Source organism: Streptomyces sp. NPDC054786, assembly GCF_053611685.1.
Genome location: NZ_JBSHAW010000025.1, coordinates 23,598 through 48,184, shown reverse-complemented (window position 1 = coordinate 48,184; position 24,587 = coordinate 23,598). Strand labels below are relative to the sequence as shown.

23 protein-coding genes are annotated in these 24,587 nt (G+C 71.7%); 11 read left to right on the top strand and 12 right to left on the bottom strand.

Annotation, left to right across the window (positions count from 1 at the left end; genetic code table 11):
* Positions 1-239: 239 nt before the first annotated feature.
* Complete coding sequence (locus ACWGI6_RS21785) at positions 240-1,430, top strand: trypsin-like serine peptidase (RefSeq protein ID WP_453269053.1); 1,191 nt, start codon at positions 240-242, stop codon at positions 1,428-1,430.
* 118 nt (positions 1,431-1,548) lie between these two features.
* Here the strand turns inward: ACWGI6_RS21785 and hflX are convergent, their stop codons facing one another.
* The 6 genes from hflX to miaA all read right to left on the bottom strand — a co-directional run bounded on the left by hflX (position 1,549) and on the right by miaA (position 9,996).
* Positions 1,549-3,036, bottom strand: coding sequence for a GTPase HflX (hflX, locus tag ACWGI6_RS21780; RefSeq protein ID WP_393909303.1), 1,488 nt, complete (start codon positions 3,034-3,036; stop codon positions 1,549-1,551).
* Between the two features lie 183 nt (positions 3,037-3,219).
* On the bottom strand, positions 3,220-4,902 hold the full coding sequence (locus tag ACWGI6_RS21775) for a M1 family metallopeptidase (RefSeq protein ID WP_453269052.1): 1,683 nt from the start codon (positions 4,900-4,902) through the stop codon (positions 3,220-3,222).
* Between the two features lie 143 nt (positions 4,903-5,045).
* On the bottom strand, positions 5,046-7,241 hold the full coding sequence (locus ACWGI6_RS21770) for a RelA/SpoT family protein (protein WP_453269051.1): 2,196 nt from the start codon (positions 7,239-7,241) through the stop codon (positions 5,046-5,048).
* Between the two features lie 195 nt (positions 7,242-7,436).
* The gene (dapF, locus tag ACWGI6_RS21765) at positions 7,437-8,312 is read right to left on the bottom strand and encodes a diaminopimelate epimerase (protein ID WP_453269050.1); all 876 of its coding nucleotides are present in this window, start codon (positions 8,310-8,312) and stop codon (positions 7,437-7,439) included.
* A gap of 100 nt (positions 8,313-8,412) precedes the next feature.
* Positions 8,413-8,949: a hypothetical protein gene (locus ACWGI6_RS21760; RefSeq protein WP_453269112.1), complete on the bottom strand. Its 537-nt coding sequence runs from the start codon at positions 8,947-8,949 to the stop codon at positions 8,413-8,415.
* A gap of 108 nt (positions 8,950-9,057) precedes the next feature.
* Positions 9,058-9,996, bottom strand: a complete 939-nt coding sequence (gene miaA, locus ACWGI6_RS21755; protein WP_453269049.1) for a tRNA (adenosine(37)-N6)-dimethylallyltransferase MiaA — start codon at positions 9,994-9,996, stop codon at positions 9,058-9,060.
* A 183-nt stretch (positions 9,997-10,179) separates the two neighbouring features.
* Here miaA and ACWGI6_RS21750 point away from each other — a divergent pair, with 183 nt between their 5' ends.
* Complete coding sequence (locus tag ACWGI6_RS21750) at positions 10,180-10,524, top strand: hypothetical protein (protein WP_453269048.1); 345 nt, start codon at positions 10,180-10,182, stop codon at positions 10,522-10,524.
* A 77-nt stretch (positions 10,525-10,601) separates the two neighbouring features.
* Here ACWGI6_RS21750 and ACWGI6_RS21745 read toward each other — a convergent pair whose 3' ends face one another.
* The 3 genes from ACWGI6_RS21745 to ACWGI6_RS21735 all read right to left on the bottom strand — a co-directional run bounded on the left by ACWGI6_RS21745 (position 10,602) and on the right by ACWGI6_RS21735 (position 13,534).
* Complete coding sequence (locus tag ACWGI6_RS21745) at positions 10,602-11,312, bottom strand: class III extradiol dioxygenase subunit B-like domain-containing protein (RefSeq protein ID WP_453269047.1); 711 nt, start codon at positions 11,310-11,312, stop codon at positions 10,602-10,604.
* A gap of 70 nt (positions 11,313-11,382) precedes the next feature.
* Entirely contained in the window at positions 11,383-12,897 is a 1,515-nt protein-coding gene (gene miaB / locus ACWGI6_RS21740; protein ID WP_453269046.1) for a tRNA (N6-isopentenyl adenosine(37)-C2)-methylthiotransferase MiaB, read from the bottom strand.
* Between the two features lie 94 nt (positions 12,898-12,991).
* Positions 12,992-13,534 (bottom strand): DoxX family protein, encoded by a 543-nt coding sequence (locus ACWGI6_RS21735; RefSeq protein ID WP_453269045.1) that lies wholly within the window; start codon positions 13,532-13,534, stop codon positions 12,992-12,994.
* 303 nt (positions 13,535-13,837) lie between these two features.
* On the opposite strand from ACWGI6_RS21735, the gene ACWGI6_RS21730 reads away from it, so the two are divergent.
* The gene (locus ACWGI6_RS21730; RefSeq protein WP_453269044.1) at positions 13,838-14,833 is read left to right on the top strand and encodes a TAXI family TRAP transporter solute-binding subunit; all 996 of its coding nucleotides are present in this window, start codon (positions 13,838-13,840) and stop codon (positions 14,831-14,833) included.
* Positions 14,834-15,022: 189 nt separating this feature from the next.
* Here the strand turns inward: ACWGI6_RS21730 and ACWGI6_RS21725 are convergent, their stop codons facing one another.
* The 3 genes from ACWGI6_RS21725 to ACWGI6_RS21715 all read right to left on the bottom strand — a co-directional run bounded on the left by ACWGI6_RS21725 (position 15,023) and on the right by ACWGI6_RS21715 (position 17,611).
* Positions 15,023-15,226 carry a cold-shock protein gene (locus ACWGI6_RS21725; RefSeq protein WP_006602702.1) on the bottom strand — a complete coding sequence of 68 codons (204 nt, stop codon included), beginning with the start codon at positions 15,224-15,226 and terminating at the stop codon, positions 15,023-15,025.
* 218 nt (positions 15,227-15,444) lie between these two features.
* Entirely contained in the window at positions 15,445-16,860 is a 1,416-nt protein-coding gene (locus ACWGI6_RS21720) for an ATP-binding protein (protein WP_453269043.1), read from the bottom strand.
* Positions 16,861-16,876: 16 nt separating this feature from the next.
* Positions 16,877-17,611 (bottom strand): response regulator transcription factor, encoded by a 735-nt coding sequence (locus ACWGI6_RS21715; protein WP_393909292.1) that lies wholly within the window; start codon positions 17,609-17,611, stop codon positions 16,877-16,879.
* Between the two features lie 276 nt (positions 17,612-17,887).
* Between ACWGI6_RS21715 and ACWGI6_RS21710 the strand changes: the two genes are divergently transcribed.
* From ACWGI6_RS21710 to ACWGI6_RS21675, 8 genes are all read left to right on the top strand, one after another.
* Positions 17,888-18,673: an amino acid ABC transporter ATP-binding protein gene (locus tag ACWGI6_RS21710; protein ID WP_453269042.1), complete on the top strand. Its 786-nt coding sequence runs from the start codon at positions 17,888-17,890 to the stop codon at positions 18,671-18,673.
* 56 nt (positions 18,674-18,729) lie between these two features.
* Entirely contained in the window at positions 18,730-19,638 is a 909-nt protein-coding gene (locus ACWGI6_RS21705; protein WP_393909290.1) for a glutamate ABC transporter substrate-binding protein, read from the top strand.
* A gap of 132 nt (positions 19,639-19,770) precedes the next feature.
* Complete coding sequence (locus ACWGI6_RS21700) at positions 19,771-20,418, top strand: amino acid ABC transporter permease (RefSeq protein ID WP_453269041.1); 648 nt, start codon at positions 19,771-19,773, stop codon at positions 20,416-20,418.
* Between the two features lie 73 nt (positions 20,419-20,491).
* Positions 20,492-21,427, top strand: coding sequence for an amino acid ABC transporter permease (locus ACWGI6_RS21695; RefSeq protein WP_453269040.1), 936 nt, complete (start codon positions 20,492-20,494; stop codon positions 21,425-21,427).
* Between the two features lie 214 nt (positions 21,428-21,641).
* A complete protein-coding gene (locus ACWGI6_RS21690; RefSeq protein ID WP_453269039.1) occupies positions 21,642-23,465 on the top strand; it encodes an FAD-dependent monooxygenase in 1,824 nt (607 codons plus the stop codon).
* Complete coding sequence (locus tag ACWGI6_RS21685) at positions 23,407-23,544, top strand: putative leader peptide (RefSeq protein ID WP_393909286.1); 138 nt, start codon at positions 23,407-23,409, stop codon at positions 23,542-23,544. The genes ACWGI6_RS21690 and ACWGI6_RS21685 overlap by 59 nt, the downstream gene beginning before the upstream one ends.
* Before the next feature lie 76 nt (positions 23,545-23,620).
* Positions 23,621-24,163: a cupin domain-containing protein gene (locus ACWGI6_RS21680; protein WP_393909285.1), complete on the top strand. Its 543-nt coding sequence runs from the start codon at positions 23,621-23,623 to the stop codon at positions 24,161-24,163.
* Complete coding sequence (locus ACWGI6_RS21675; protein WP_453269038.1) at positions 24,160-24,537, top strand: rhodanese-like domain-containing protein; 378 nt, start codon at positions 24,160-24,162, stop codon at positions 24,535-24,537. The genes ACWGI6_RS21680 and ACWGI6_RS21675 overlap by 4 nt, the downstream gene beginning before the upstream one ends.
* Positions 24,538-24,587 lie beyond the last annotated feature (50 nt).

Here is a 24,587-nt window from a genome sequence, read left to right as displayed (position 1 = left end):
CGGGCTGGGGGCAGCCCGGCCGTCCCCCGTACGTACCAACGACGACGGCGACCCGGGATCACGGTTGTCCGCAAGATCCTTGATGGCGTGGAACCGGGGACCCGAGTACCGCCGTCCCCATCGTCACCGGCATAGTGGGGTGTTGCGCCGGGGTCTTGAGGTTCATGACAAAGAACAGACCGGCGCAACACCGAACAAGCCACACCGGCTCAGTCCGATTCACCAGGGGGAGCTCACCCATGCGATCCATACGTCGGCCAGTCCTGGCCGCCGCCGCCCTCACCGCTGTCGTGGCACTCACGGCGACCGGCTGCGGACCCGAGGGCGACAACGCGGACGCCAAGCCCAGCCAGTCCGCGGCTCAGGACTCCACGGGCGGGGGTGACTTCAAGATCCCGCAGGACATCCAGGACAAGCTCAAGGAACACGGCGTCGACCTGGACAAGTGGAAGAACGGCGAGTGGAAGAACTGGGACCGGGACAAGTGGCTCCGGGAGGCCGGGGAGTTCATCAACCCGATCATCAAGGACTTCTGGGACAAGGACAAGATCGACAAGGTCAAGCCGCCCCAGGACCCCAGCAAGCCCGAGGACATCTCGGAGGACCAGGGCAAGACCGACCCTGAGCCCGCAGCCGTTCCGGCGCAGGCCGTCAAGACCCCGTACACCTCGACCGCACCCGGCGTGGGCCTGCTGCTCTTCAGCACCCCCGAGGGCGGGTCGCGTTGCTCCGCCACCGTCGTCAAGGACCCGGCGCACCCCGGTAAGTCCAACCTCGTGTGGACCGCGGCGCACTGTGTGCACGCCGGCAAGAGCGGCGGCTGGTACCGCAACATGATGTTCGTGCCGAACTTCAACAAGACCGGCGGCACCGCCGGCCAGCTGAAGGGCAAGCCCTACGAGGACCGGGTCCCGTCGGGCAAGTGGTGGGCGGACGACATGGCGACGTCCCAGCAGTGGATCAAGGGCGGCGGCGCCGTTCCGGGCGTGCCGATGGCTCCGTACGACTTCGCGCTGATGCATGTGAAGCCCGAGGAGAGCACGGGCGGCAAGTCGCTGGAAGAGGTTGCCGGCGGCGCCTACGACGTCGACTTCAACGCGCCCGCGATGGCCAAGATCCCGAGCCTGACCGCCCAGGGCTACCCGGCCGAGCCGCCGTTCGACGGTGCGGCGCAGCAGCAGTGCACCGACAAGCCGACCCGACTGTCGATGGACGCCAAGAAGCCGACCATGTACCGGATCGGCTGCACCATGACCGGTGGTTCCTCCGGCGGCCCCTGGTTCATCAAGGGCAATGACGGCAAGCCGGTGCTGGTCTCCAACATGTCGATGGGGCCGCGTCCGGCCCGCTGGTCCGCCGGTCCCCACCTGGGCCCCGAGGCCAAGAGCATGTTCGACACCATGAGCAAGAAGTGGGCGAGCAAGCAGTAAGGGTGTGAGGCGGGTGGTGCCGGGGACGGCGCCACCCCCGCATCGCCCATGGGCATGACGAAAGGGCCCGCCCCCGGTCTCCGGGGGCGGGCCCTTTGTCGTCTGCGCTGCCCGGCCGCTATGCCGCAGCGACGAAGCGCTGGAGCTCGGCGGCCAGCTCCTCGTGCACCCGCGCCTTGAGGACCGTGCCGTCCGCGGTGTGCTCCTCGGAGATGACCTCGCCCTCGGCGTGTGCCCGCGAGACGAGGGCGCCCTGGGTGTAGGGCACCAGCACCTCGATCTCGACCCGCGGCCGGGGGAGTTCCTCGTCGAGCAGGGTCAGCAGCTCGTCCAGGCCCTGGCCCGTACGGGCCGAGACCACGAGGGCGTGCTTCTCCTGGCGCAGCAGGCGCTGCAGCACCAGCGGATCGGCCGCGTCGGCCTTGTTGACGACCACGATCTCGGGCACGTCCGTCGCGCCCACCTCGCGGATCACCTCGCGTACGGCGGCCAGCTGCTCCTCCGGCACCGGATGCGAGCCGTCGACCACATGCAGGATGAGATCGGACTCGCCGACCTCCTCCATCGTGGAACGGAACGCCTCGACGAGGTGGTGCGGCAGATGCCGGACGAAGCCGACGGTGTCGGCGAGGGTGTAGAGCCGTCCGCTGGGCGTCTCGGCCCGCCGGACGGTGGGGTCCAGGGTGGCGAACAGGGAGTTCTCCACCAGTACACCGGCGCCGGTGAGGCGGTTGAGCAGGGAGGACTTGCCGGCGTTGGTGTAGCCGGCGATGGCGACCGAGGGGACCTTGTTGCGCCGGCGTTCCTGGCGCTTGATGTCCCGGCCGGTCTTCATCTCCGCGATCTCCCGGCGCATCTTCGCCATCTTCTCGCGGATCCGCCGCCGGTCCGTCTCGATCTTGGTCTCACCGGGACCACGGGTGGCCATACCGCCGCCCGCCGAACCGGAGCCACCGCCACCCATCTGCCGGGACAGCGACTGACCCCAGCCACGGAGCCTGGGGAGCATGTACTGCATCTGTGCCAGCGAGACCTGCGCCTTGCCCTCCCGGGACTTGGCGTGCTGGGCGAAGATGTCGAGGATCAGAGCGGTCCGGTCGACCACCTTGACCTTGACGACGTCCTCGAGGTGGATCAGCTGGCCCGGGGAGAGCTCACCGTCACACACCACGGTGTCCGCCCCGGATTCCAGCACGATGTCGCGCAGCTCCAGCGCCTTGCCGGAGCCGATGTACGTGGCCGGGTCGGGCTTGTCGCGGCGCTGGATGACGCCGTCCAGGACCATGGCGCCGGCGGTCTCGGCGAGTGCGGAGAGCTCGGCAAGCGAGTTCTCCGCCTCCTGGACCGTGCCCGAGGTCCAGACACCGACGAGCACCACGCGCTCCAGGCGGAGCTGTCGGTACTCGACCTCGGTGACGTCCTCGAGCTCGGTGGAAAGGCCCGCTACACGGCGTAGTGCCGCACGCGCCGAACGGTCGTACTGGTCGCCGTCACGCTCCCCGTCGATCTCGTGGCTCCAGGCGACGTCCTCTTCCATCAGGGCGTTGGCCCGAAGGCTCTCGGGGAGGCGCTGCCGGTCCTGCGGAAGGGAAGAAGAGGAGGTCATTTGATCCTTTGCGTCGTTGGGAAGCCCTCGCGGGAACCGGGTGTTCCCGCCGGGACTGTCGGTGGTGCGGCGACCGCCGCGGTACCGCCACGGCCGTCGCAGGTGACAACGTCCGAGCCGCCCCGGAGATTCCCGGGCCGACCGGCGCCGTCCCGACGATGGTCCCACGCCCCGGGAAGGCCGTCACACGGGTTTTCCGGGGTTTTCGGCGGCTCCCTTGGGCGCGGGGTTCTCGGCCGCTGCCTTGGGCGCGGGGCTCGCGGCGACGCCCTTGGGCCCAGGGCTCGCGGCAGCCCCCTTCGGCCCGGGGCTCGCCACGGCGCCCTTGGGCCGCCCCGGCTTTCCCGCGGCCCCCTTGGGCAGCCACTCCGGATGCCCCGGCATCGGCGGTGTCCGGTCGCCGTAGAGCCATTCCTGGAAGAAGCCGGTGAGATCCTGCCCGGCGACCTGGGAGGACAGCTGGACGAAGTCGGCGGTGTCCGCCACGCCGTCGCGGTGCCGTTCCACCCAGTCGCGTTCCAGGCGGTCGAAGGCGGCGACCCCGATCTTCTGCCGCAGCGCGTACAGGACGAGCGCGCTGCCGTCGTAGACGATGGGGCGGAAGATCCCGATCTTCTGTCCCGGGCTGGGTGCCTTGGGCGCGGCGGGCGGTCCGCCGTCGGCGCGCCAGCCGTCGGACTCCTCGTACGCATGACGCATCCGGGCGTCCAGAGAGGCCCGGCTGCCGCCCTTCTCCTGGGCGTAGAGGGACTCGTACCAGGTGGCATGGGCCTCGTTGAGCCAGACATCGGACCAGCGGCGCGGGCTGACGCTGTCGCCGAACCACTGGTGGGCCAGTTCGTGCACCATCACCGACTCCACGTACCAGCCGGGCAGCTGGTCGGTGGTGAACATGCCCTTCTCGAAGAGCGACAGGGTCTGGGTCTCCAGCTCGAAGCCGGTCCTGGCGTTGGCGATCAGCACCCCGTACGCCTCGAAGGGGTAGGGGCCGACCTTGCGCTCCATCCAGGCCATGTGGGCCGGGGTCTTCGCCAGCCAGTGCGCGAGGGCGGGGCGGTCCGCTGTGGGTACGACATCGCGGACAGGCAGGCCGTGCGGTCCGTGGCGCAGCAGCACGCTGGACTTCCCGATGGAGACCTGCGCCAGCTCGGTGGCCATGGGGTGGGTGGTGCGATAGGTCCAGGTGCGGCGCCCCGCGCGGGCGCCGGGGCTCAGGGGCAGCCCGTTGGCGACGGCCGTCAGCTCCTGGGGCGCGGTGATGTGGAAGGTGAAGAGCGCCTTGTCGGAGGGGTGGTCGTTGCAGGGGAAGACGCGGTGCGCGGCGTCGGCCTGGTTGGCCATCGCCAGGCCGTCGGAGGTGCGGAGCCAGCCGCCGTCGCCCTTGCCGCGGGGGTCGCTGGTGTGCTCGATGGAGATCTTCACCTCCTGGCCCCGGGAGATGTGGAAGGCCGGGGTGAGCACCAGGTCCTCGCCGTGCTGCTGGTGCTGGGCGGGCAGGCCGCCGACCTTCACGGAGCGCACGGCGCCGTGGGCGAAGTCGAGGTTGACATGGTCGAGCTCGGTGGTGGCACGGGCGGTGATCTCGGTGGTGGCGTCCAGCGGCTGGTCGTTGTGGCCGGAGTAATCCAGGGAGACGTCGTAGGACGTGACGTCGTAGCCGGTGTTGCCGAGCATGGGGAAGAGGCGGTCGCCGAGGCCTTGCGGCCCCAGGGCCGGCGGCTCGGCCATGCCGACGGTGGCGAGTGCGGCCAGCCCGAGGGCGGCGGCCCGGCGGCCGGTCCACCGGAGCCGCCCGCTCGGGCCGCGAGGCAGGGCGGGAACGGGGCGATCGGGGTCGCGGGACGGGCGGCGCAGGGGAAGGAACATGAACTACGGCTACCAACGCGGCCCCCTCCCCCGCGGGTAACGGGGCAAACGGCACCCGAACGGGCGGCGGATCGTGCGTCCGTCTTACGCCGCCGGACGGAGGGGTTTCCGACGGGCCGTCACCCGGCGGGCCCCGGCCCCGTTCAGGGGCGCAGCGCCGCGGCCCGGCGGGCCCGCCCGGCACGCAACACGTCGAAGACACCGGGCACTTGGCGCATGGCCCGCATGAGGGATGGCAGCCCGGCGGCGTTCGGCAGATGCAGGGTGTAGGTGTGGCGGACCCGCTGCTCGTGCGGGGGCTCGACGGCGGCGGACACCACTGCGGCGCCCTGGGAGGCGATGGCTTCGGTGAGGTCGGCCAGGAGGTGCGGCCGGCTGAAGGCCTCGGCCAGGAGGGTGACCCTGCAGCCGTGGCCCCCCTGGCCGGCGCCCCGCCAGCGCACTTCGACCGGCTGCCGGCCGGTGGCCGCCATCCGCGCCACGACGGGGCACAGGGCGCGGTGGACGGTGACCGTGCCGCCCCGTACGACGAATCCGGTGACGGTGTCCGGCGGCACCGGGGTGCAGCAGCCCGCCAGCCGGACCGCCGCGCCGGGCAGATCCACCACCGCGAGGACCGAGGCGGGGGCGACCGGGTCGGCTCCGGACCGGTCGTGGCCTGCGGCCTGGCGGTCGGCGGGGGGCACCACGGCGGTCCCCTCACCGGCAGTCGCCGGGCGGGCGCCGTGCTCCCCCGGCCCGGCCAGCCACCGGGCGATGGCGAGCCGGGCGGCGGGCGTACGGGCGTGGTCGAGCCATTCGGGCGAGGGGCCGGCCGCGGAGTCCGGGGCCATCAGCAGCTGCAGGCTGTCTCCGTCGTGCAGGACGGTGGAGAGCGTGGCGAGCCGTCCGTTGACGCGGGCGCCGATGCAACAGTGCGCCACCTCGCCGTGCCGCTCGTAGGCGGCGTCCACACAACTCGCCCCGGCGGGCAGACCGATGGCACCGCCGGTGCCGGCCGACGAGCCGTCCGACGGGGCGTCGGCGCAGAAGACGGTGATCTCCCGGTCCTGGGCGAGGTCGTCGCGCAGCGAGGTCCAGAACGTGTCCGGGTCCGGGGTGGTGCGCTGCCACTCCAGCAGCCGGGAGAGCCATCCAGGACGGGTCGGGTCGGCCCGCTCGCCCTCGGGGGCGTCCGCGCCGTCCGTGGGGGCGTACGGATTGCCCAGCGCGATCACCCCGGCCTCGGCGACCCGGTGCATCTGGTGCGTACGGATCAGCGTCTCGGCGATCTCCCCGGACGGGCCGGTGATCGCCGTGTGCAGCGACTGGTAGAGGTTGAACTTGGGGGCCGCGATGAAGTCCTTGAACTCGGAGATGACCGGCGTGAAGCAGGTGTGCAGCTCACCGAGGACGGCGTAGCAGTCGGCGTCCTCCGCGACCAGCACCAGCAGCCGCCCGAGGTCCGCGCCGGTCAGCTCACGGCGGGCGAGGCGTACGCGGTGGACGGAGACGAAGTGCCGTGGCCGGACCAGGACTTCGGCGTCGATACCGGCCTCGTCCAGGACCGCGCGCACCCGCTGCGCGAGGGCGGTGAGCGGGTCGGTCCGGGTGGCGTACTCCATGACCAGGGCCCGGGTGGTGGCGTACTCCTCGGGGTGCAGGATCGCGAAGACGAGATCCTCCAGCTCGGCCTTGAGCGCCTGGACGCCGAGGCGTTCGGCGAGCGGGATCAGCACATCGCGGGTCACCTTGGCGATCCGGGCCTGCTTCTCGGGGCGCATCACGCCGAGGGTGCGCATGTTGTGCAGCCGGTCGGCGAGCTTGATGGACATCACCCGGACGTCGTTGCCGGTCGCCACCAGCATCTTGCGGAAGGTCTCCGGCTCGGCGGCCGCGCCGTAGTCGACCTTCTCCAGCTTGGTGACGCCGTCGACCAGATAGCAGACCTCCGCGCCGAACCGTTCCCGAACCTGATCCAGCGTCACTTCCGTGTCCTCGACGGTGTCGTGGAGCAGGGAGGCGGTCAAGGTCGTGGTTTCCGCGCCCAGTTCGGCGAGGATGAGGGTCACCGCAAGCGGGTGGGTGATGTACGGCTCGCCGCTCTTGCGCAGTTGGCCGCGGTGCGAGGACTCGGCGAGCAGATAGGCCCTGGTGAGGGTGTCCAGATCGGCGTCCGGGTGGTGGCCGCGGTGCACCTTGGCGACATGCTCCATGGCGTGCGGGAGGCCGTCGCGCGGGGCGGGGCCGAGCAGCGCGGCACGGCCGATACGGCGCAGCCCTCTGAGCTCCAGTCGGCGGCGGCCGCGCTTGCGGCCCGCTGCTCCAGGGTTACCAGGGTTAGTGGCCTCTGCGCTCATGGGCACCTCCGGCAGCGTCGACCGGCGGTGGGACGCGTCAGTTCGGACGTCCGGGCCGGTGCTTGATGCTATCGACCCCATCACGCAGCGCTGTCCGCCTCTCGCTCAGAGTGATACGGATCACCCGTTCGAGCGAATGTTTCGGCCGGAATCGTTGCTCGCGGGAGGCTCGGAGCCCGGGACGCCGCAGGCGCGTCAGGCGAGCGCGGCGGCCAGCCAGGCGGGGTCGAAGGTGCCCTCGGCGACGATCTCGGCCGGGCCGGTCATCTCGACCGTGCCGTCGGGCAGCTCGGTGATCGAGAGGCTGCCGCCGAGCACGTCGACCGTGTACGTGACCGGCGTTCCGGTCGCCGTGGGGTCCAGTCCGTCCCTGCGGGCGGTGGCGACGGCGACCGCACAGGCGCCGGTGCCGCAGGAGCGGGTCTCGCCCGAGCCGCGCTCGTGGACCCGCATCGCCACATGGCGCGGACCGCGGTCGGCGACGAACTCGATGTTCACGCCCTCGGGATAAACCGACGCTGGGCCGAACGGCGGTACGGCCAGCAGGTCGCCGGCGTGGGCCAGATCGTCGACGAAGGCGACGGCGTGCGGATTGCCCATGTTCACGTTCCGGGACGGCCAGCTCCGGCCGCCGATCGTGACGACGACACTCTCCTCGAAGAGCTCGGCGCGGCCCATCGAGACCGTGACGTCGCCGGTCTTGGCGACGTGGACGCGGCGTACGCCGGCGCGGGTGGCGATGGTGAGGTCACCGGCCTCGACCAGGCCGGCGTGCAGCAGATAGCGCGCGAAGACGCGGACGCCGTTGCCGCACATCTCGGCGATCGAGCCGTCGCCGTTGCGGTAGTCCATGAACCACTCGGCCTCGTCGGCCTGGGCCAGCGCCTCCGGGTGCGCGGCGGAGCGTACGACGCGCAGCAGGCCGTCGCCGCCGAGTCCGGCCCGCCGGTCGCAGATCCTGGCGACGGCGGTCGCGGGCAGATCGAGGCGGCCGTCCGGGTCGGGGACGATCACAAAGTCGTTCTCGGTGCCGTGGCCCTTGAGGAAGGCGAGGCGCTGCGTGCTGGTCACCCTTGCATCGTACGGGGGCGCCGGAGGAATCGGCCTTACGGGGGCCGGGCGGCGCTCGTACGACGCCCGGGGCAACCCCGCGCGAGGAGTCCCCGCCGGTTCAGCGCAGCCGGGCCACGCGCCAGATGGCCAGCGACGCGGGGATCGCCACCACGACGGCGTAGAGCAGCACCACGCGCCAGTTGGCGCGACGGCCGGAACCGCGTGCCGGGAGGCCGGGCCAGATGTGGCCGACGCGGCGGGCGGCCATCATGCCCCAGCCGGCGGCGCAGCAGCACAGCAGCAGGCCGAGCATGGCGATCACCGCGCCGCCGTCGCCGCCCAACTCGAAGGCGAGAGGGAAGGCGAACATCAGCGAGCCGAGGGCCGCGAGCGCGACGATCGGCGCCAGCTGCCACAGGCGCAGCCGGCGCGGCGGGCGCAGCTCCCGGAAGGACTCGCCGCCCTCGCCGGGCCCGTCGGTGCCGGAGTCCGGGGCGTCGGAGTCGTCCAGGGTGTCCGGGTCGGTGAGCGGTCCGGTGCCGGCGCCATCGGCGCCGGTCAGGCCGTCTTCGGTGTCCGGACCGTCGTCCGTCAGGGGAGCCGCGTCAGCGCCGCTGTCCGGTTGCTGCGCTCGGTTGCGAGGGCCGGCCTCCATAGCCACGCGCCCTCCCCACTGCTGACTGCACGCCTCGATCGAAGGTCGATGATGACACGCCCTCAGGGGCCCGGATGGCGGCCGGAGCGTCCCGATGCCATGACGTGATCAGGCTGTGACCGGTCGTTCGAGCAACGTCAGCGCCTGCCCGGGAAGTTCCGCCCGGTGCTCGACGGCGCCGCTGAGCCAGTGGACCCGTGGGTCCCGGCGGAACCACGAGTCCTGACGGCGCGCGAAGCGCTTGGTGGCGCGCACCGTCTCGTCGCGCGCCTCCTGCTCGGTGCACTCCCCCGCAAGCTGGGCCAGCACCTGCTGATAGCCGAGTGCCCGGGAGGCCGTACGGCCCTCGCGCAGCCCCTTGCCCTCCAGGCGCCGCACCTCGTCGACCAGGCCCGCCTCCCACATGCGGTCGACCCGTCGGGCGATCCGCTCGTCGAGCTCGGGGCGCTCGACATCGACGCCGATCTGCAGAGTGTCGTAGACCGCTTCGTGACCGGGGAGGTTGGCGGTGAACGGGCGGCCGGTGATCTCGATGACCTCCAGGGCGCGCACGATGCGACGGCCGTTGCCGGCCAGGATCGCGCGGCCCGCCTCGGGGTCGGCGGCGGCCAGCCGGGCATGGAGGGGGCCGGTGCCCACGTCGGCCAGTTCGGCCTCCAGGCGGGCGCGTACCTCCGGGTCGGTGCCGGGGAAGTCGAGGGCGTCGATCGCACCGCGTACGTACAGGCCGGAGCCGCCCACGAGGACCGGGGTGCGGCCCTCGGCGAGCAGCCGGTCGATCTCGGCGCGGGCCAGCCGCTGGTACTCGGCGACGCTGGCCGCGCAGGTCACGTCCCAGATGTCCAGGAGCCGGTGCGGGACGCCCTGCTGCTCCTCGGGCGTGAGTTTGGCGGTGCCGATGTCCATGCCGCGGTAGAGCTGCATGGAGTCGGCATTGATGACTTCGCCCCCCACATGCTGTGCGAGTGCGACGCCCAGATCGGACTTTCCGGCCGCGGTGGGACCGACGACGGCGATGACCCGCGGAGCGGGAACGGCGGTGTTCACCCCGTCAGTCTCGCAAACATCACACCCCGATCTCGAACGAGCGACGTGACGGGCAACCGATGGGTTCGTTGCCTGTTGCGAGGTCCCGAGAAGCCGGTGCGTCTCACCGGCGCCCGCGAGCGGCGCAATGGGCCGTTCCCCAGCGGCATGGGATTTCGCCACATGAAGAGCGTAGGAGCAGTTATGGGCGTGTTTTCGCGGTTTCGCCGCCATAAGTCCGAAGCATCGACGGAGGAGAGCACCGCTGCGGCGGTGACGGCCGAGGCGGAGGAGACGGCGGAGCCGGCCGTTTCGGCGGCTGCCGAGGACGCCACGGAGGCCGAGAAGGCCGCAGACGCCGGCGAGGCCCAGGAGGCCGCGGACGACGCCGCAACCCCGGTTCAGGCAGCAACCGAGGCGGCTGCTCCGGAAGCCTCAGGAGACGCGGCTGCCGACGAGCCGCCGGCGGAGAAGGCCGGCGAGAGCGCCGGCATCCCCCGGCAGCAGTCAGCGGAGGCCGCCGCGGACAGCGAGAGCGCACGGCAGTAGTCCGCCGTACACGCGGTACCCGGCGCGACGGCCGCGGGGCGGAGCGCCTCGCGGCCGTCGCCGTACCCGGTGGCGCGCTACGACCAGGCCGCCACGAAGTAGCCCACGCCGTACGGGGCCTCGTCGCGGAGCAGCCGCCCGCTCAGGCCGGCGTCCTCCGCCGCACCCGCCAGGACCTGCCAGCAGGCCCGTCCGGACGCCTGGAGACCGGCGGCCGGCTCCTCGTCCAGCGCGGTCAGCACAGCGATGTCGGCGGTGCCCAGGGCGCGGGCCACGGCGGCGTCGAAGTCCTCGGCCCGCTCGTCGAAGTAGCCGGGCGCCTTCACCGTCCGGCAGGTGCTGCCGTCACCCATCACCAGCAGCGCCACCCGGGGCGCGGATGCCGCGATCTGCCGGCCCATCGGCAGAGCGCGGTCGCGGGGCAGGGACTCCGCCACCCCCAGCGCCTCCACGGGGGCGTCGGCCCAGTCCGTACGCGACAGCAGCCAGGCGCCGACCGACAGCGACGGCGGGAGTTCCCGCTCCGGCGCGCTCTTCGCGGCGCCCAGCCGCACCTCGAGGTCCACCCCGAAGCCGCGGAAGGAGCCGGCGGCGCCCTGCGGGTGCGGGCCCCGGCCGGCCTCGTCGGCCGGGCCGAGGACGATCAGCCGGTCGGGGCGGGCCGCGGCGAGCACACCGATCGCGTCCAGGCAGGCGGCGCGCAGCGCCTCCAGTTCGCCCGCCGCCCCGGCGGCCACCTCCGGGACGAGGAGCGGCGGGCAGGGGCAGAGAGCGGCGGCTACGAGCATGCCACGCAGCGTAACGCCCCTGGTGCGAGGCCGGTCGTGGCGCCCTGCGGGGTGCCGGGCGCGCGGCCGGTCAGTCGCAGCCGCAGCCGGCGGCGGGCGCCGGGTCCGGTGCCGGGGCGCCGATGGTGGGCAGGCCCAGCAGCACGCCCTTGGGCTTCTCCTCCGGGGCGGCATTGCGCTTCTCCCAGGCGTCACCGGCCCGGGTGCGGCGGACGGCCTTTGCCGGGCCCTCCGCCAGGAGGTGGTGCGGAGCGGCGTAGGTGACCTCGACGGTCACCATGTCGCCGGGGCGGACCGGCTCGTCGGGGCGGGTGAAGTGCACCAGACGGTTGTCGGGGGCCCGGCCGGAGAGGCGGTGGGTCGCCCCGTCCTTGCGGCCCTCGCCCTCGGCCACCAGGACCTCCAGAGTCCGGCCGACCTGCTTCTTGTTCTCCTCCCAGGAGATCTCCTCCTGGAGGGCGACCAGGCGCTCATAGCGCTCCTGGACCACGGCCTTGGTGATCTGGCCCTCCATGTCGGCAGCCGGGGTACCGGGGCGCTTGGAGTACTGGAAGGTGAAGGCCTGGGCGAAGCGGGACTCGCGGACCGTGTGCAGGGTCTGCTCGAAGTCCTCCTCGGTCTCGCCCGGGAAGCCGACGATGATGTCCGTGGAGATCGCGGCGTCCGGCATCGCGGCGCGCACCTTCTCGATGATGCCGAGGAAGCGCTCCTGGCGGTACGAGCGGCGCATCGCCTTGAGGACGGTGTCCGAGCCGGACTGCAGCGGCATGTGGAGCTGGGGCATGACGTTGGGTGTCTCGGCCATGGCGGCGATGACGTCGTCGGTGAAGTCGCGGGGGTGCGGGGAGGTGAAGCGGACCCGCTCCAGGCCCTCGATCGTCCCGCAGGCGCGCAGCAGCTTGCTGAAGGCCTCGCGGTCGCCGATGTCGGAGCCGTAGGCGTTGACGTTCTGGCCGAGCAGGGTGATCTCGCTGACGCCCTCGCCGACCAGCGCCTCGATCTCGGCGAGGATGTCGCCGGGACGGCGGTCCTTCTCCTTGCCGCGCAGTGCCGGGACGATACAGAACGTACAGGTGTTGTTGCAGCCCACGGAGATCGAGACCCAGGCCGCATACGCGCTCTCGCGCCGGGTGGGCAGGGTCGAGGGGAACGCCTCCAGCGACTCGGCGATCTCGACCTGCGCCTCTTCCTGGATGCGGGCGCGCTCCAGCAGCACGGGCAGCTTGCCGATGTTGTGGGTCCCGAAGACCACGTCGACCCAGGGGGCCCGCTTGACGATGGTGTCGCGGTCCTTCTGGGCGAGGCAGCCGCCCACGGCGATCTGCATACCGGGCCGCGCGGCCTTCTTCGGAGCGAGCTGACCGAGGTTGCCGTAGAGCCGGTTGTCGGCGTTCTCCCGCACCGCGCAGGTGTTGAAGACCACGACGTCGGCGCCGTCGCCGTCCTTGGGCGCGGGGACATATCCGGCCTCTTCCAGCAGGCCCGACAGCCGCTCGGAGTCGTGGACGTTCATCTGGCACCCGTAGGTGCGGATCTCGTAACTCTTGTTCACGCCCACTGCCTGGCTCCGGTCGCTGCTGGTCATGCGACAAGGGTAGGCGGTACCGGAAGTACCTCCCGACCCTGGAGTCCTCGGGCCGGATCCGGCTGCGGACGCCCGAGGACGGGGGCGTCCCGCCTCACAGGGCCAGCACGATGGCGGCGCCGATGCCGCCCGCCCCCAGAGCGAAGGCCGCGCTGCGCAGACCGCCGTTGCCCCAGCGGAAGGGGCGGTCGAGAGCGAAGCGGCCGGGGCCGGTTGCCGCGACGGTCAGCGCGACGACGGCGATGGTCAGGGGATATTCGATGCCGCCGCTCATCGCCCAGAGCCCCCCGGACGCCGACGTGGCCATGGCGTTGATCATCACGCCGATGAGGGCGGCGGCCGCGAGGGGTGTGAGCAGCCCGGCCGCGAGGCCGAGGCCGCCGAGGAATTCCGAGACTCCGGCGAGGCCGGCGAAGAACTCGCCGGGGCGGTAGCCGAGGGCCGCGAAGCCCTTGCCGGTGGCGGCGAGGCCGTGGCCGCCGAAGAGGCCGAAGAGTTTCTGGGCGCCGTGACCGGCCAGGATCAGTCCCACGGTCAGACGGAGGAGGAGCAGGCCGAGGTCGGCGCCGAGCGGGGGTGAGCGGAGTGCGTCGGGCCGGGCATGGATATCCGGCCGCAGTTCGGTGATCGGTTTCATGGGGTGTCGCTTCCCGCACCGGCGCGTCATGGGGCCGCGGTGTCGAAACACCGGCGCCGGTGCGCTCATGGTGGAGGGGATCGCGTGGAGTGCGCGCCGGTCGGCGCGCGGTGGGAGACGTGCCAGGTCCCCGCTATGTCGAGAGATCGGGAGGGGTTGGGCCCTCCTCAGTCGATCGTGCTACGCGAGGCGCCGTCTGCATAGGGCGGGCGGACACCGGTGACGCCCCGCTCGACGCCCGCACGCCCCGTAACGAGGGCCCGCCCCTCCCTTTCCCGCCGCGGTACTGGCAGGATCCCGCCCATGGTCACAGCACTCTCCCGCACCGGCCGCCGGGCCCTCCGTTCGGCGGCCGCGGCACTGGTCGCCCTCGGGCTGGCGCTGTGGTGGCTGCTGGCGATGGGCAGCGAGCCCGCGCCCCGGGGGCAGGTGACGCTGGCGACGGGCGTGCCGACCGGGGTGTACGCGCGCTACGGGGAGCTGCTCAAGCAGGATCTGGCCCACGACCTGCCGGACGTCGATCTGCGGCTGGCCCGCAGCGAGGGATCCATCGACAATCTGCGCCAACTGGTCGCCGGACGCGCGGAGTTCACCATCGCGACGGCGGACGCGGTCGCCGCGTACCAGGTCAGGGGAGAGCCGGGCGCGGACCGGCTGCGGGCCTGTGCGCGGCTGTACGACGACTACATGCAGCTGGTGGTGCCCAAGAAGTCCGCGGTGCGTTCGACGAAGGATCTGCGGCGGCTGCGGGTGGGCGTGGGGGCCGACGGCTCCGGTGTACAGCTGATCACCCGGCGGCTGCTGGAGGCGGCCGGGCTGGACTTCAACAAGGACATCGAGCCGGTACGGGTCGGCATCGACCAGATGCCGAAGCTGCTGGAGCAGCACAAGCTGGATGCCTTCTTCTGGTCCGGCGGGCTGCCGACGACGGCCGTGCAGCGTCTGGCGTACCGGTTCCCGGTACGGCTGGTCCAGCTCGGGGATCTGAGCCCGGCGCTGCACCGGCAGGGCGAGCGCACCCGCTACTACCGGGCGGCGGTGATGCCCGCCGACGCCTACCCCATGGCCCAGGAAGGGCAGGCGGTGAAGACGATCGCGGTGGCGAATCTGCTGGTCACGACGGACCGCGAGGATGCGGTGATGGCCCAGGGCATCACGCGTACGGTCATCGACAGCCGGGACTGGATCGGGCGCCAGGTGCATGCCGCACAGAAGGTGGATCTGCGGACGGCGGTGTTCACCGACCCGCTGGAGCTCCACGAGGGCGCCCGGCGCTATTACCTGTCCCAGAAGCCGTGACCCGGAAGCCGTGATCCCGGCCCTGGTCCCGGAAGCTCTGCCCGGAAGGCCCGTACGGAACCTCTGAGGCGCACTCCGGGCCCTGCGGCCCGGCCGCGCCCCGAGGGCCCGCCGGACCCGCGTCCGCGAACGGAGCGGGGCCCGCACCGGACCGGCCGGTGCGGGCCCCGCTCACGGGACGCGAGAGCGTCAGGCGGCGACGATGTTCTCCGCCTGCGGGCCCTTCGGGCCCTGGGTCACGTCGAAGGTGACCTTCTGGCCCTCGAGGAGCTCACGGAAGCCCTGGGCGGCGATGTTCGAGTAGTGGGCGAAGACGTCGGGGCCGCCGCCGTCCTGCTCGATGAAGCCGAAGCCCTTTTCCGAGTTGAACCACTTGACGGTGCCGGAAGCCATGTTTTTCTCCTTCATGGGGCAAGCCGGAGACCGCACTGCACGGCCTCCTTGTCGCCGAGATGATTGCCCCACACCGGAACAGGTCCGGAAAACAAGGAACGCCCGGGGCTTCCAGCCTCCGGGCGCGCACAAAGTTCATCATGGGTACCACAACTGCAACGCCGCCAACGGTAGCACAGCTACCCGGGATGCCCCGCGTCCCGTGTGGGCCGCCCCCTTCACGGTGCGGTGCGCGGCACGGTGACGGTGACCTGCAGCCCGTGCGGCGGATGCGGCGCGTAGGCGATGGTGGCGCCGCCCGCGGTGAGCAGGGCGCGGGTGATCGACAGCCCGAGCCCGGAGCCGGAGACGTTCTGGTGGCGGCTGCTGCGCCAGAAGCGGTCACCGACCCGGGCGAGTTCGTCATCGGTCAGGCCGGGGCCACGGTCGGCGACGGTGACATGGACGCGCTCACCGTCCGGCGCGACACCGACGGTGACCGGCCGGCCCTCCGGGGTGAACTTCAGGGCGTTGTCGACGACGGCGTCCAGCGCGCTGGACAGCGCCACCGGGTCGGCCCAGCCGGTGACGGCGGGCTGCCCCTCGTACGTGAGGAGGACGCCCTTGTCGTCGGCCAACGGGCGCCAGGAGTCGACGCGTTCGGCGGCCAGCGCCGCGACATCGGTGAGCTGGAGGTCGGCGGCGGTGTGTTCGGCGAGCGCGAGGTCGAGCAGATCGTCCAGGACGCGGGCCAGCCGCTTGCCCTCCGTGCGGACCGAGGCGATCTCCTCGTTGCCGTCGGGGAGTTCCAGGGCCAGCAGCTCGATGCGCAGCAGCAGCGCGGACAGCGGGTTGCGCAGCTGGTGGGAGGCGTCGGCGACAAAGGCGCGCTGCTGCTCCAGCACGTCCTCGACGTTGTCGGCCATCTCGTTGAACGAGCGGGCCAGCCGGCGCAGTTCGGGCGGACCGGCGGTGGCCGCCACGCGGGCGTTCATCCGGCCGGTGGCGATGTCGTGGCTGGCCGCGTCCAGGACCCGTACCGGCCGCAGCACCCAGCCGGTCAGGCGGAAGGCCGCGGCGACGGCGACGAGCATGGCCGCGCACTCCCCGGCCGCGATCAGCAGCCAGCCGCGCAGGACGCGGGAGCGCATCTGTCCGGTGGGTGAGTCGGTCATGACGACGGCGACCACATCGCCGTCGCGGATCACCGGTGAGGCCACCGGGATGCGGCCGCTGTCGTCCCAGGGCCAGATCTGGTGCGGGTCGTGGCTGCGACGGCCGGCCAGCGCCTCCCGGAAGGCCTGGGCGCCCTCGCCGTCATGGGGCACCGGCATACCGGCCGGGGCGGCGGCCATCCGGGTGTGATCGCGGTAGAAGACGCCGGCGCGGATCCCGTACAGGCCGTAGTAGCGCGCGAGCTCGGTACGCAGGGTGGCGCGCCGCTCGTCCTCCTCGGGGGTCTTGCTGTGGGCGTCCGCGGCGGGGCGGGCGGTGACGAACTGGGCGAGGGAGGCGAAGCGGGCGGCATCGTCGATCCGGTCGACGACCACCCGCTGCTGCTCCACACCGGCGGTGATGACGCCCAGCGGGATGCCCAGCGCGAGCAGCACTCCGGCCATGAGGACGATGAGCAGCGGGAGGAGTCGGGTGCGCACGTGGTCCCGGCGGCCTTCAGGAGGCCGGGGAGGCGGGCAGCCGCGGCCCGGCGCCCGGGACGACCAGGCGGTAGCCGACGCCGCGCACCGTCTCGATCAGGGCGGGCATCCGCAGTTTGGCGCGGAGTGAGGCGATATGGACCTCCAGGGTCCGGCCGGTGCCCTCCCAACTCGTGCGCCACACCTCGCTGATGATCTGCTCCCGGCGGAAGACCACACCGGGGCGCTGGGCGAGCAGCGCGAGCAGGTCGAACTCCTTGCGGGTGAGCGGGACCGCGGTGCCGTCCACGGACACCTGGCGGGTGGGGAGTTCGACCGTGACCGTGCCCAGGTGCAGCGCCTCGTCGGCGGCGCCCTCGTCGGCGGGCTGGTCGGCGCCGCCGGGCGCGCTGCGCCGGCTCACCGCATGGATACGGGCCAGCAGCTCACCGGTGTCGTACGGCTTGACGACATAGTCGTCGGCGCCGAGGTTGAGGCCGTGGATGCGGGAGCGCACATCGGACCGCGCGGTGACCATGATGACGGGGATGGCGCAGATCTTGCGGATCCGGCCGCACACCTCGAAGCCGTCCTGGTCGGGCAGCCCGAGGTCGAGCAGCACCACCGCGAACGGTTCCGCATGGTCGGGCAGCAGGGCCTTGAGCGCCTCCTCGCCGTTGCGGGCATGCACCACGGACAGGCCGTGCTTGGCGAGCACCGCGGACAGGGCCGCGGCGACATGATCGTCGTCCTCGACGAGCAGCAGTCTCATCGGGCCTCCTCTCCGGGTGCGTGTGTACAGGCCACAGGGCATCTACGGTGATGCGAGGCATGCACGTCAAGAGGAGGTCACCTCCTGGCCGCCATCCGTTACGCAGCCGGTACGCCCGCGGCACATGACCCGCCGTCGCCCTCCGAATTCCCCGCTTGACGCAGAGTGTCCGTTTGCGGCCGGATCGTTATCCTCAAGTTCCCCTCAGAACTGATGACGCTGGTCTCAGGGCGTTACTAGGGTCCTCCCAACCGAGGAGGACGGAGCTACACGCCGATGAGCGAAGTATCGGTGACCAAGAACGCCGAGGGTCCCGCGCCGGCCGGGGACCAGCTGGTCGTGCTGGACAACGTCAACAAGCACTTCGGCGCGCTGCACGTGCTCCAGGACATCGACCTGACGATCCACCGCGGCGAGGTCGTCGTCGTGATCGGGCCCTCGGGCTCCGGCAAGTCGACGCTCTGCCGCACGATCAACCGCCTGGAGACGATAGACACCGGCAGCATCACGATCGACGGCAAGCCGTTGCCGCGGGAGGGACGGGACCTGGCCCGGCTGCGCGCCGACGTGGGCATGGTCTTCCAGTCCTTCAACCTCTTCGCGCACAAGACGGTGCTCGAGAACGTGATGCTGGGGCAGACCAAGGTCCGCAAGACGGACAAGGCCGCCGCCACGAAGAAGGCCCGCGCCCTGCTCGACCGGGTCGGCGTCGGCACCCAGGCGGACAAGTACCCCGCACAGCTCTCCGGCGGTCAGCAGCAGCGGGTGGCGATCGCCCGTGCGCTGGCGATGGACCCGAAGGTGATGCTGTTCGACGAGCCGACGTCCGCGCTGGACCCGGAAATGATCAACGAGGTGCTGGACGTGATGCAGCAGCTCGCCCGGGACGGCATGACGATGATCGTGGTCACCCATGAGATGGGGTTCGCGCGCTCCGCGGCGAACCGGGTCGTCTTCATGGCGGACGGCCGCATCGTCGAAGAGGCCGAGCCGAACCAGTTCTTCAACAACCCGCGCAGCGACCGCGCCAAGGACTTCCTGTCGAAGATCCTCCATCACTGAGGCCGCAGTTGGGCCACCATCATTGCCAACACTTGCTGAACCAAAGGATGTTCACCATGAGGATTCGTAAGACGGCTGCGGCCGGTGCGGTGGTGCTCGCGCTGGCGGCCACGGCGACTGCGTGCGGCGGCGAGTCGGGTTCTGCGGGCGACAAGCCGGCCGGCGGCGAGGTCTTCAGCGGCGACTACAAGGTCGCCTCCGCGCCGAAGATCAACTCGTCGGTGCTGAAGAAGGCGCAGAAGGCCAAGAAGATCGTCATCGGCGTGAAGGCCGACCAGCCGTTCCTGGGCTTCAAGGACACCGCCGGCAAGTACTCCGGCTTCGACATCGAGATCGCCAAGATGGTCGCCGCCGACCTGGGCTTCTCCGCGAAGCAGATCGAGTTCAAGACGATCGACTCCAACGTCCGTGAGACCACCATCTCCCACGGCCAGGTCGACTACTACGTCGGTACCTACACGATCAACGACGAGCGCAAGAAGCAGGTCGGCTTCGCGGGCCCGTACTACACCGCCGGCGCGGACCTCCTGGTGCGCAAGGACGACAAGGCCATCACCGGCCCGGAGACCCTCAAGGGCAAGAAGGTCTGCTCGATCGTCGGCTCGACTCCGCTGCAGGAGATCAAGAAGCCGAAGTACGGTGCGAAGACCAGCGAGCAGTCGAAGTACTCGGACTGCGTGAAGAACCTCGTGGACGGCCAGGTGGACGCGGTCACCACCGACGACGCCATCCTCAAGGGCTACGCCGCCCAGCGTCCCTCCCAGCTCCGGGTCGTCGGCAAGCCGTTCACCAAGGAGCCCTACGGCGTCGGCATGCTCAAGGACGACAAGGCCCTGCGCAACGCCATCACCACGGCGCTGGAGAAGCACATCAAGAACGGCGACTACGAGAAGGCCTACAAGGGCACGCTCGGCAAGTCGGGTTCGTCCTACGTCGCCCCGGAGACCCCGCTTCCGCGGTACTGAGGCACCCGCGCGCCCATCGGACTGCGCCGCCCCGTACGCCCGCCGCGGCGGGCGTACGGGGCGCGGTGTCTTGCGCGCCCGCCCCTTTGATCCTCTTCCCGCCGCCGACCCGACCGCTACCGCGGAGACCCCATGAACGTACTCCTCGATTATCTGCCCGAGTTCCGGGACGGGTTCCTCGGAACCCTGGCGATCACCGCGTCCAGCGCGCTGCTCGCACTGGTCCTCGGCGTTGTCATAGCCGGTTTCCGGGTGTCTCCGGTTCCGCCGCTGCGCGCCTTCGGCACGGCCTGGGTCATGGTGCTGCGCAACACCCCGCTGACGCTGCTCTTCCTGGTCGCGTTCTTCGTCGTCCCGCAGGTGCTCTTCCGCGGCGCCAGCCCGTACATCCTGGCCACCCTGGCACTCGGCTTCTACACCTCCTCCTTCGTCTGCGAGGCGGTGCGGTCCGGCATCAACACCGTGCCGCTGGGGCAGGCCGAGGCCGCGCGCAGCATCGGTATGACGTTCTCCCAGACGCTGCGCCAGATAGTGCTCCCGCAGGCCACCCGCACGGTACTGGCGCCGCTCAGCAGCATCTTCATCGCGCTGACGAAGAACTCCGCCATCGCCGGGGCCTTCGGCTTCGGCGAGTTGTTCAACGTCTCCAAGCTGCTCAACGACAAGGGGTACTCGATCGCCTGGATCTTCCTGTGGACGGCGCTCGCCTATCTCATCATCACCTTCGCCATCAGCGGTGTCTTCCGGGTGCTGGAGCGCCGGATGGGGGTCGTGCGGTGAACGGAAGCGGGAGGCCGGACAGGACGACGTGGGTGCCGCGCACAGGCGGGGCGGAAACTAATGAGGTAAGGGCATGAGCGGCGCCAGCGTTCTCTACGACGTACCCGGGCCGAAGGCGAGGGCTCGCAACCGCATCTACAGCGTCGTCGGTGCGCTCGCGGTGCTGGGAATCCTCGTGTTCGCCATGATCCGGCTCAACACCAAGGGTCAGCTCGAACCCGAGGTGTGGAACATCTTCAACAACGCCGGAGTGCGGACCAACATCCGCGACGGCATCCTGACGACACTTGAGGTCTTCGCGGTCGCGGCGGTGCTGTCGCTGATCCTGGGTGTGCTGCTGGCGGTGGCGCGGCTGTCGGACCACAAGCCGGTCCGCTGGCTGTCGACCGGGTTCATCGAGCTCTTCCGCGCCGTCCCGCTGCTGATCACCATCTACGCGCTGTGGGTGACCCTCCTCACCAACCGCGAGAGCCTCGGCCTCAGCGAAAACGGGCCGCAGTTCTGGGCGCTGGTCATCGGCCTGACGGTCTACAACGGCTCGGTCCAGGCCGAGGTGCTGCGGGCCGGCGTCAACTCCGTCCCCCCGGGGCAGCGCGAGGCCGCCTACGCACTCGGCATGAGCAAGACCCAGGTCATGACGACGGTGCTGCTCCCGCAGGCCGTCCGGGCGATGCTGCCGACGATCATCAGCCAGCTCGTGGTGACCCTGAAGGACACCTCCCTCGGCTACATCATCACCTTCGAGGAACTGCTCTTCACCGCCCGCCAGATGAGCACGAACATCCTCGTGAACGGCAACGACACCTATGTGCCGTTCATCATCGTGACCGGCAGCATCTATGTCGCGATGTGCCTGGCGCTGTCCGCCCTCGCCAACTGGATCGAGCGGCGGGGCCGCCGGGCCAGGACCGGTATCGAGGTGGCCACGGCCGGTGAGCCGGTGGCAGCAGGCGACGCGATGGAGGTCGCCGACGCGGTCCCGGACAAGCCGGCGGCCAAGCAGGACTGAGCGCCTGGCCGTGCGCCCACGCGGCCCTGACGGCACGACAGCCGTTCCCCGGCCGATATGAGACCGTCCGGAGGCGGTGGCACCCTCGCCACCGCCTCCGTCACTTGACGCGAGCGGCCGCAGTGGGTTGCATACGCTGTGTGATCACGCACCGGGCTCCAACTGCCAGTTCCCGCATGTCCCGTACGTACCGGCGGTCCCGGGGAGCTGCGCCGTGGACCCGGTGATCGTCGTCGGGGCCGGCCCGGTCGGCCTCTCCCTCTCGCTCGCCCTCACCCGCCTCGGCGTGCCCTGCGTCATCCTCGACGAGACCACCGGCCAGGAGGAGACCCGGCCCGCCCGCACCGCCGTGCTCCGCCAGGACACCGCCGCCTTCGTCGGGCGGCTCGGCTGTGCCGACACCCTGGAGAGCGCCGGCACCCGCTGGACGGCCTGGCGCACGATGCGCCGCCGACGCCTGCTGGAACGCGTCGCCTTCGCCCCGCGGACCGCGGACGGCGCGGCCGCACCCGCCGCCGTGTCCCCGGTCCATCTCCCGCAGCACGCACTCACCCGCGCACTGCGCGCCGCACTCGCCCACGAGAAGCTCGCCGAGATCGTCACCGGCAGCCGGCTCGCCGACCTCGAACAGGACGAGCGCGGCGTCAGCGCCCACACCCGCGGGCCCAACGGGACGTGGTGGCGCGGGAGTTACCTCATCGGCTGCGACGGCCCGCGCTCGACGGTCCGCAAGCTGCTGGACATCCGCTTCCCGGGCCGTACGGCCGTGGAACGGCATGCGGTGGCCGCGCTGCGCTATGAGCTCCCGTGGCCCGGCGAGGCGCTGCTGCACCGCTCGCCGCCCCGGCACGGCGGCGGACCGGGCAGCGAGGTCTCCGCCCGTCCGCTGCCCGAGGGCGTCTGGCGGCTGGACTGGCTGCTGCCGCCGGGGCGCGAACTGGTCACACCGGACGCCCTGGTCGCCCGGATCCGCGACTCGCTGGCCGGCTGGACCACCGAATCCCCGGCGGACCCGGCCGGCGAGGGCGGCACGGACGGCGGCGGGAAGCCCGCACGGGGACGCGGCCACGGGCGGCTGGTACCGCCGTACGAACTCCTCGACACCGGCGTGCACACCGTCCACCACCGGCTGGCCCGGTGCTGGCGGCAGGGCCGCGCCTTCCTCGCCGGGGACGCCGCCCATCTGCTGGGCGCAGTCGGCACCCAGGGCCTGGACGAAGGGCTGCGGGACGCCGAGAACCTCGCCTGGAAGCTGGGCCTGGCCTGGCACCACGGCGCCTCCGAGGTGCTGCTCGACAGCTACCAGGCCGAACGCCGGGGCGCGGTCGCGGCCCGGCTGCGCGCCGCGGACCAGGCACTGCCGCTGCTGCGGGACGGCCGCTCGGCCCGCTGGCGGACCGTACTTCCTGGTGCGGTGCGCGGCCGGAGCACCCTGCTGACCGATGGCCATCTGGGCCGCGGCCCGCTGGGCGCGCCGCCGGTGTACGCCCGCACCCCGCTCGCGCCGCCCGCCACCGGCGGCCCCCTCGTCGAGACGCTCCCCGGCGCGGCCGTCACGGATGTGCCGGTCACCGCCTCCGACGGCTCGGTGGTCCAGCTGCGCGACCGGCTCGGGCACGGCCTGCTGGTGGTGCTGGTGGCACCCGGCACCGGCGTCTGGGACCGGCGGCACTGGCAGTCGGCGGGGCTGATGCCCCGGCTGGCCGACGCGGTCGACGCGCTGCCGATGGCCGCCGAGATCCTGGTCACCGAGGCCTATCCGGGCGCGGCCGCCCACACCGTGCTGCTCGTACGGCCGGACGGCCATCTGGTCGCCACACTGTCCGGTGTCCGCCCGGCCGAGATGGCTGCCTGCGCGGACGCGGTACGCGGCAGGGTGTACGGGCAGGAGACGGGGGACGGCCGGGCCCGGCCGTCCGAGGGGAGCGGGGATTCCGCATCCCGGGACGGCGGAGCCGGGGAGGACGGACCCGGGAGTCGTGGGCCTTCCGCTGTTGACCCTGTGCGAACGTCCATGCTTCACTCCGAGGGTGACTGATCACAGCTCGCGATTCTGGCGGAGGGTCCATCTCGACCTGCTCCGCTATGCGGGCTGTATGTGTCGTCCGTCCTGTTGATCCGCTTCTCCTTCCCCGCGCGGCCGCCTGCCCCTCCGGCAGCCGCGCCTCTTCGCGATCACCCAGGACGGTTTCCGTGCCCGACGTACGTACCCCTGCGCGCCCGCGTGCCACCGGCCATGACGGTGGACCCAGCGCCTCCGAACTTCTCGACTTCGCCCACCGCACCGCCGCGGACCGGGCGCTCATCGCCTCGCTCCCGCTCGACCCCGAAGGCCGTACCTGGATCCGGCTGGACGGGCCGGGCGGCAGCGAGGCATGGCTGATCGGCTGGCCGCCCGGCACCGGCACGGGCTGGCACGACCACGGCGGCTCGCACGGCGCCTTCGCGACGGCCGCGGGTGAGCTGACGGAACAGTCGCTCACCGCCCAGCTCCCCACCGAGGGCTGGAAAACCCTGGAGCTCGCCGATGGCGTGGACCGCGAGCGCAAGCTCAGCGACGGCCGCGGCCGGGCGTTCGGGCCGCACCATGTCCATCAGGTGCTCAACCTCTCCGGGGACACCCATGCGGTGTCGGTGCACGCCTACTACCCGCCGCTGCCGTTGATGCGCCGCTACAGCCGCACCGGACCGGTGCTGCGGCTCGAAGCGGTCGAGCAGCCGGAGGAGTGGACATGAGCGCGGTCGACGAACTGCTGGCCCGGGCCCGGCGCGCGCTGGGGGGCCGGGTGGGTCCCCGGGAAGCCGCCGCCGTCCAGGAGGCCGGCGGACTGCTGGTGGACATCCGCTACGCGGAGCTGAGGGAGCGCGACGGCGTCATCCCCGGCGCGCTGATCGTGGAGCGCAACGAGCTGGAGTGGCGGCTCGACCCGACGGGCGAGCACCGCGCCCCGGAAGCAACCCATCACGGCCTGCCGGTCGTGCTCGTCTGCAACGAGGGCTACGCATCGAGCCTCGCGGCACTCTCCCTGCGCGAGCTGGGCCTGCACCGGGCAACCGACCTGGAGGGCGGTTTCCAGGCTTGGCGGGGGGCGGGGTTGCCGGTGGGCTGAGGGGGTGCTGGGGGCTGAGGCGTTTGCCGGGGGCTGAGGGGGTGCCAGGG

Bases quoted from the DNA above. Each gene is read 5' to 3' on its own strand.
- ACWGI6_RS21785 (WP_453269053.1), top strand. From the start codon at position 240: ATGCGATCCATACGTCGGCCAGTCCTGGCCGCCGCCGCCCTCACCGCT.
- hflX (WP_393909303.1), bottom strand. From the start codon at position 3,036: ATGACCTCCTCTTCTTCCCTTCCGCAGGACCGGCAGCGCCTCCCCGAG.
- ACWGI6_RS21775 (WP_453269052.1), bottom strand. From the start codon at position 4,902: ATGTTCCTTCCCCTGCGCCGCCCGTCCCGCGACCCCGATCGCCCCGTT.
- ACWGI6_RS21770 (WP_453269051.1), bottom strand. From the start codon at position 7,241: ATGAGCGCAGAGGCCACTAACCCTGGTAACCCTGGAGCAGCGGGCCGC.
- ACWGI6_RS21760 (WP_453269112.1), bottom strand. From the start codon at position 8,949: ATGGAGGCCGGCCCTCGCAACCGAGCGCAGCAACCGGACAGCGGCGCT.
- ACWGI6_RS21750 (WP_453269048.1), top strand. From the start codon at position 10,180: ATGGGCGTGTTTTCGCGGTTTCGCCGCCATAAGTCCGAAGCATCGACG.
- ACWGI6_RS21745 (WP_453269047.1), bottom strand. From the start codon at position 11,312: ATGCTCGTAGCCGCCGCTCTCTGCCCCTGCCCGCCGCTCCTCGTCCCG.
- miaB (WP_453269046.1), bottom strand. From the start codon at position 12,897: ATGACCAGCAGCGACCGGAGCCAGGCAGTGGGCGTGAACAAGAGTTAC.
- ACWGI6_RS21735 (WP_453269045.1), bottom strand. From the start codon at position 13,534: ATGAAACCGATCACCGAACTGCGGCCGGATATCCATGCCCGGCCCGAC.
- ACWGI6_RS21730 (WP_453269044.1), top strand. From the start codon at position 13,838: ATGGTCACAGCACTCTCCCGCACCGGCCGCCGGGCCCTCCGTTCGGCG.
- ACWGI6_RS21725 (WP_006602702.1), bottom strand. From the start codon at position 15,226: ATGGCTTCCGGCACCGTCAAGTGGTTCAACTCGGAAAAGGGCTTCGGC.
- ACWGI6_RS21715 (WP_393909292.1), bottom strand. From the start codon at position 17,611: ATGAGACTGCTGCTCGTCGAGGACGACGATCATGTCGCCGCGGCCCTG.
- ACWGI6_RS21710 (WP_453269042.1), top strand. From the start codon at position 17,888: ATGAGCGAAGTATCGGTGACCAAGAACGCCGAGGGTCCCGCGCCGGCC.
- ACWGI6_RS21705 (WP_393909290.1), top strand. From the start codon at position 18,730: ATGAGGATTCGTAAGACGGCTGCGGCCGGTGCGGTGGTGCTCGCGCTG.
- ACWGI6_RS21700 (WP_453269041.1), top strand. From the start codon at position 19,771: ATGAACGTACTCCTCGATTATCTGCCCGAGTTCCGGGACGGGTTCCTC.
- ACWGI6_RS21695 (WP_453269040.1), top strand. From the start codon at position 20,492: ATGAGCGGCGCCAGCGTTCTCTACGACGTACCCGGGCCGAAGGCGAGG.
- ACWGI6_RS21675 (WP_453269038.1), top strand. From the start codon at position 24,160: ATGAGCGCGGTCGACGAACTGCTGGCCCGGGCCCGGCGCGCGCTGGGG.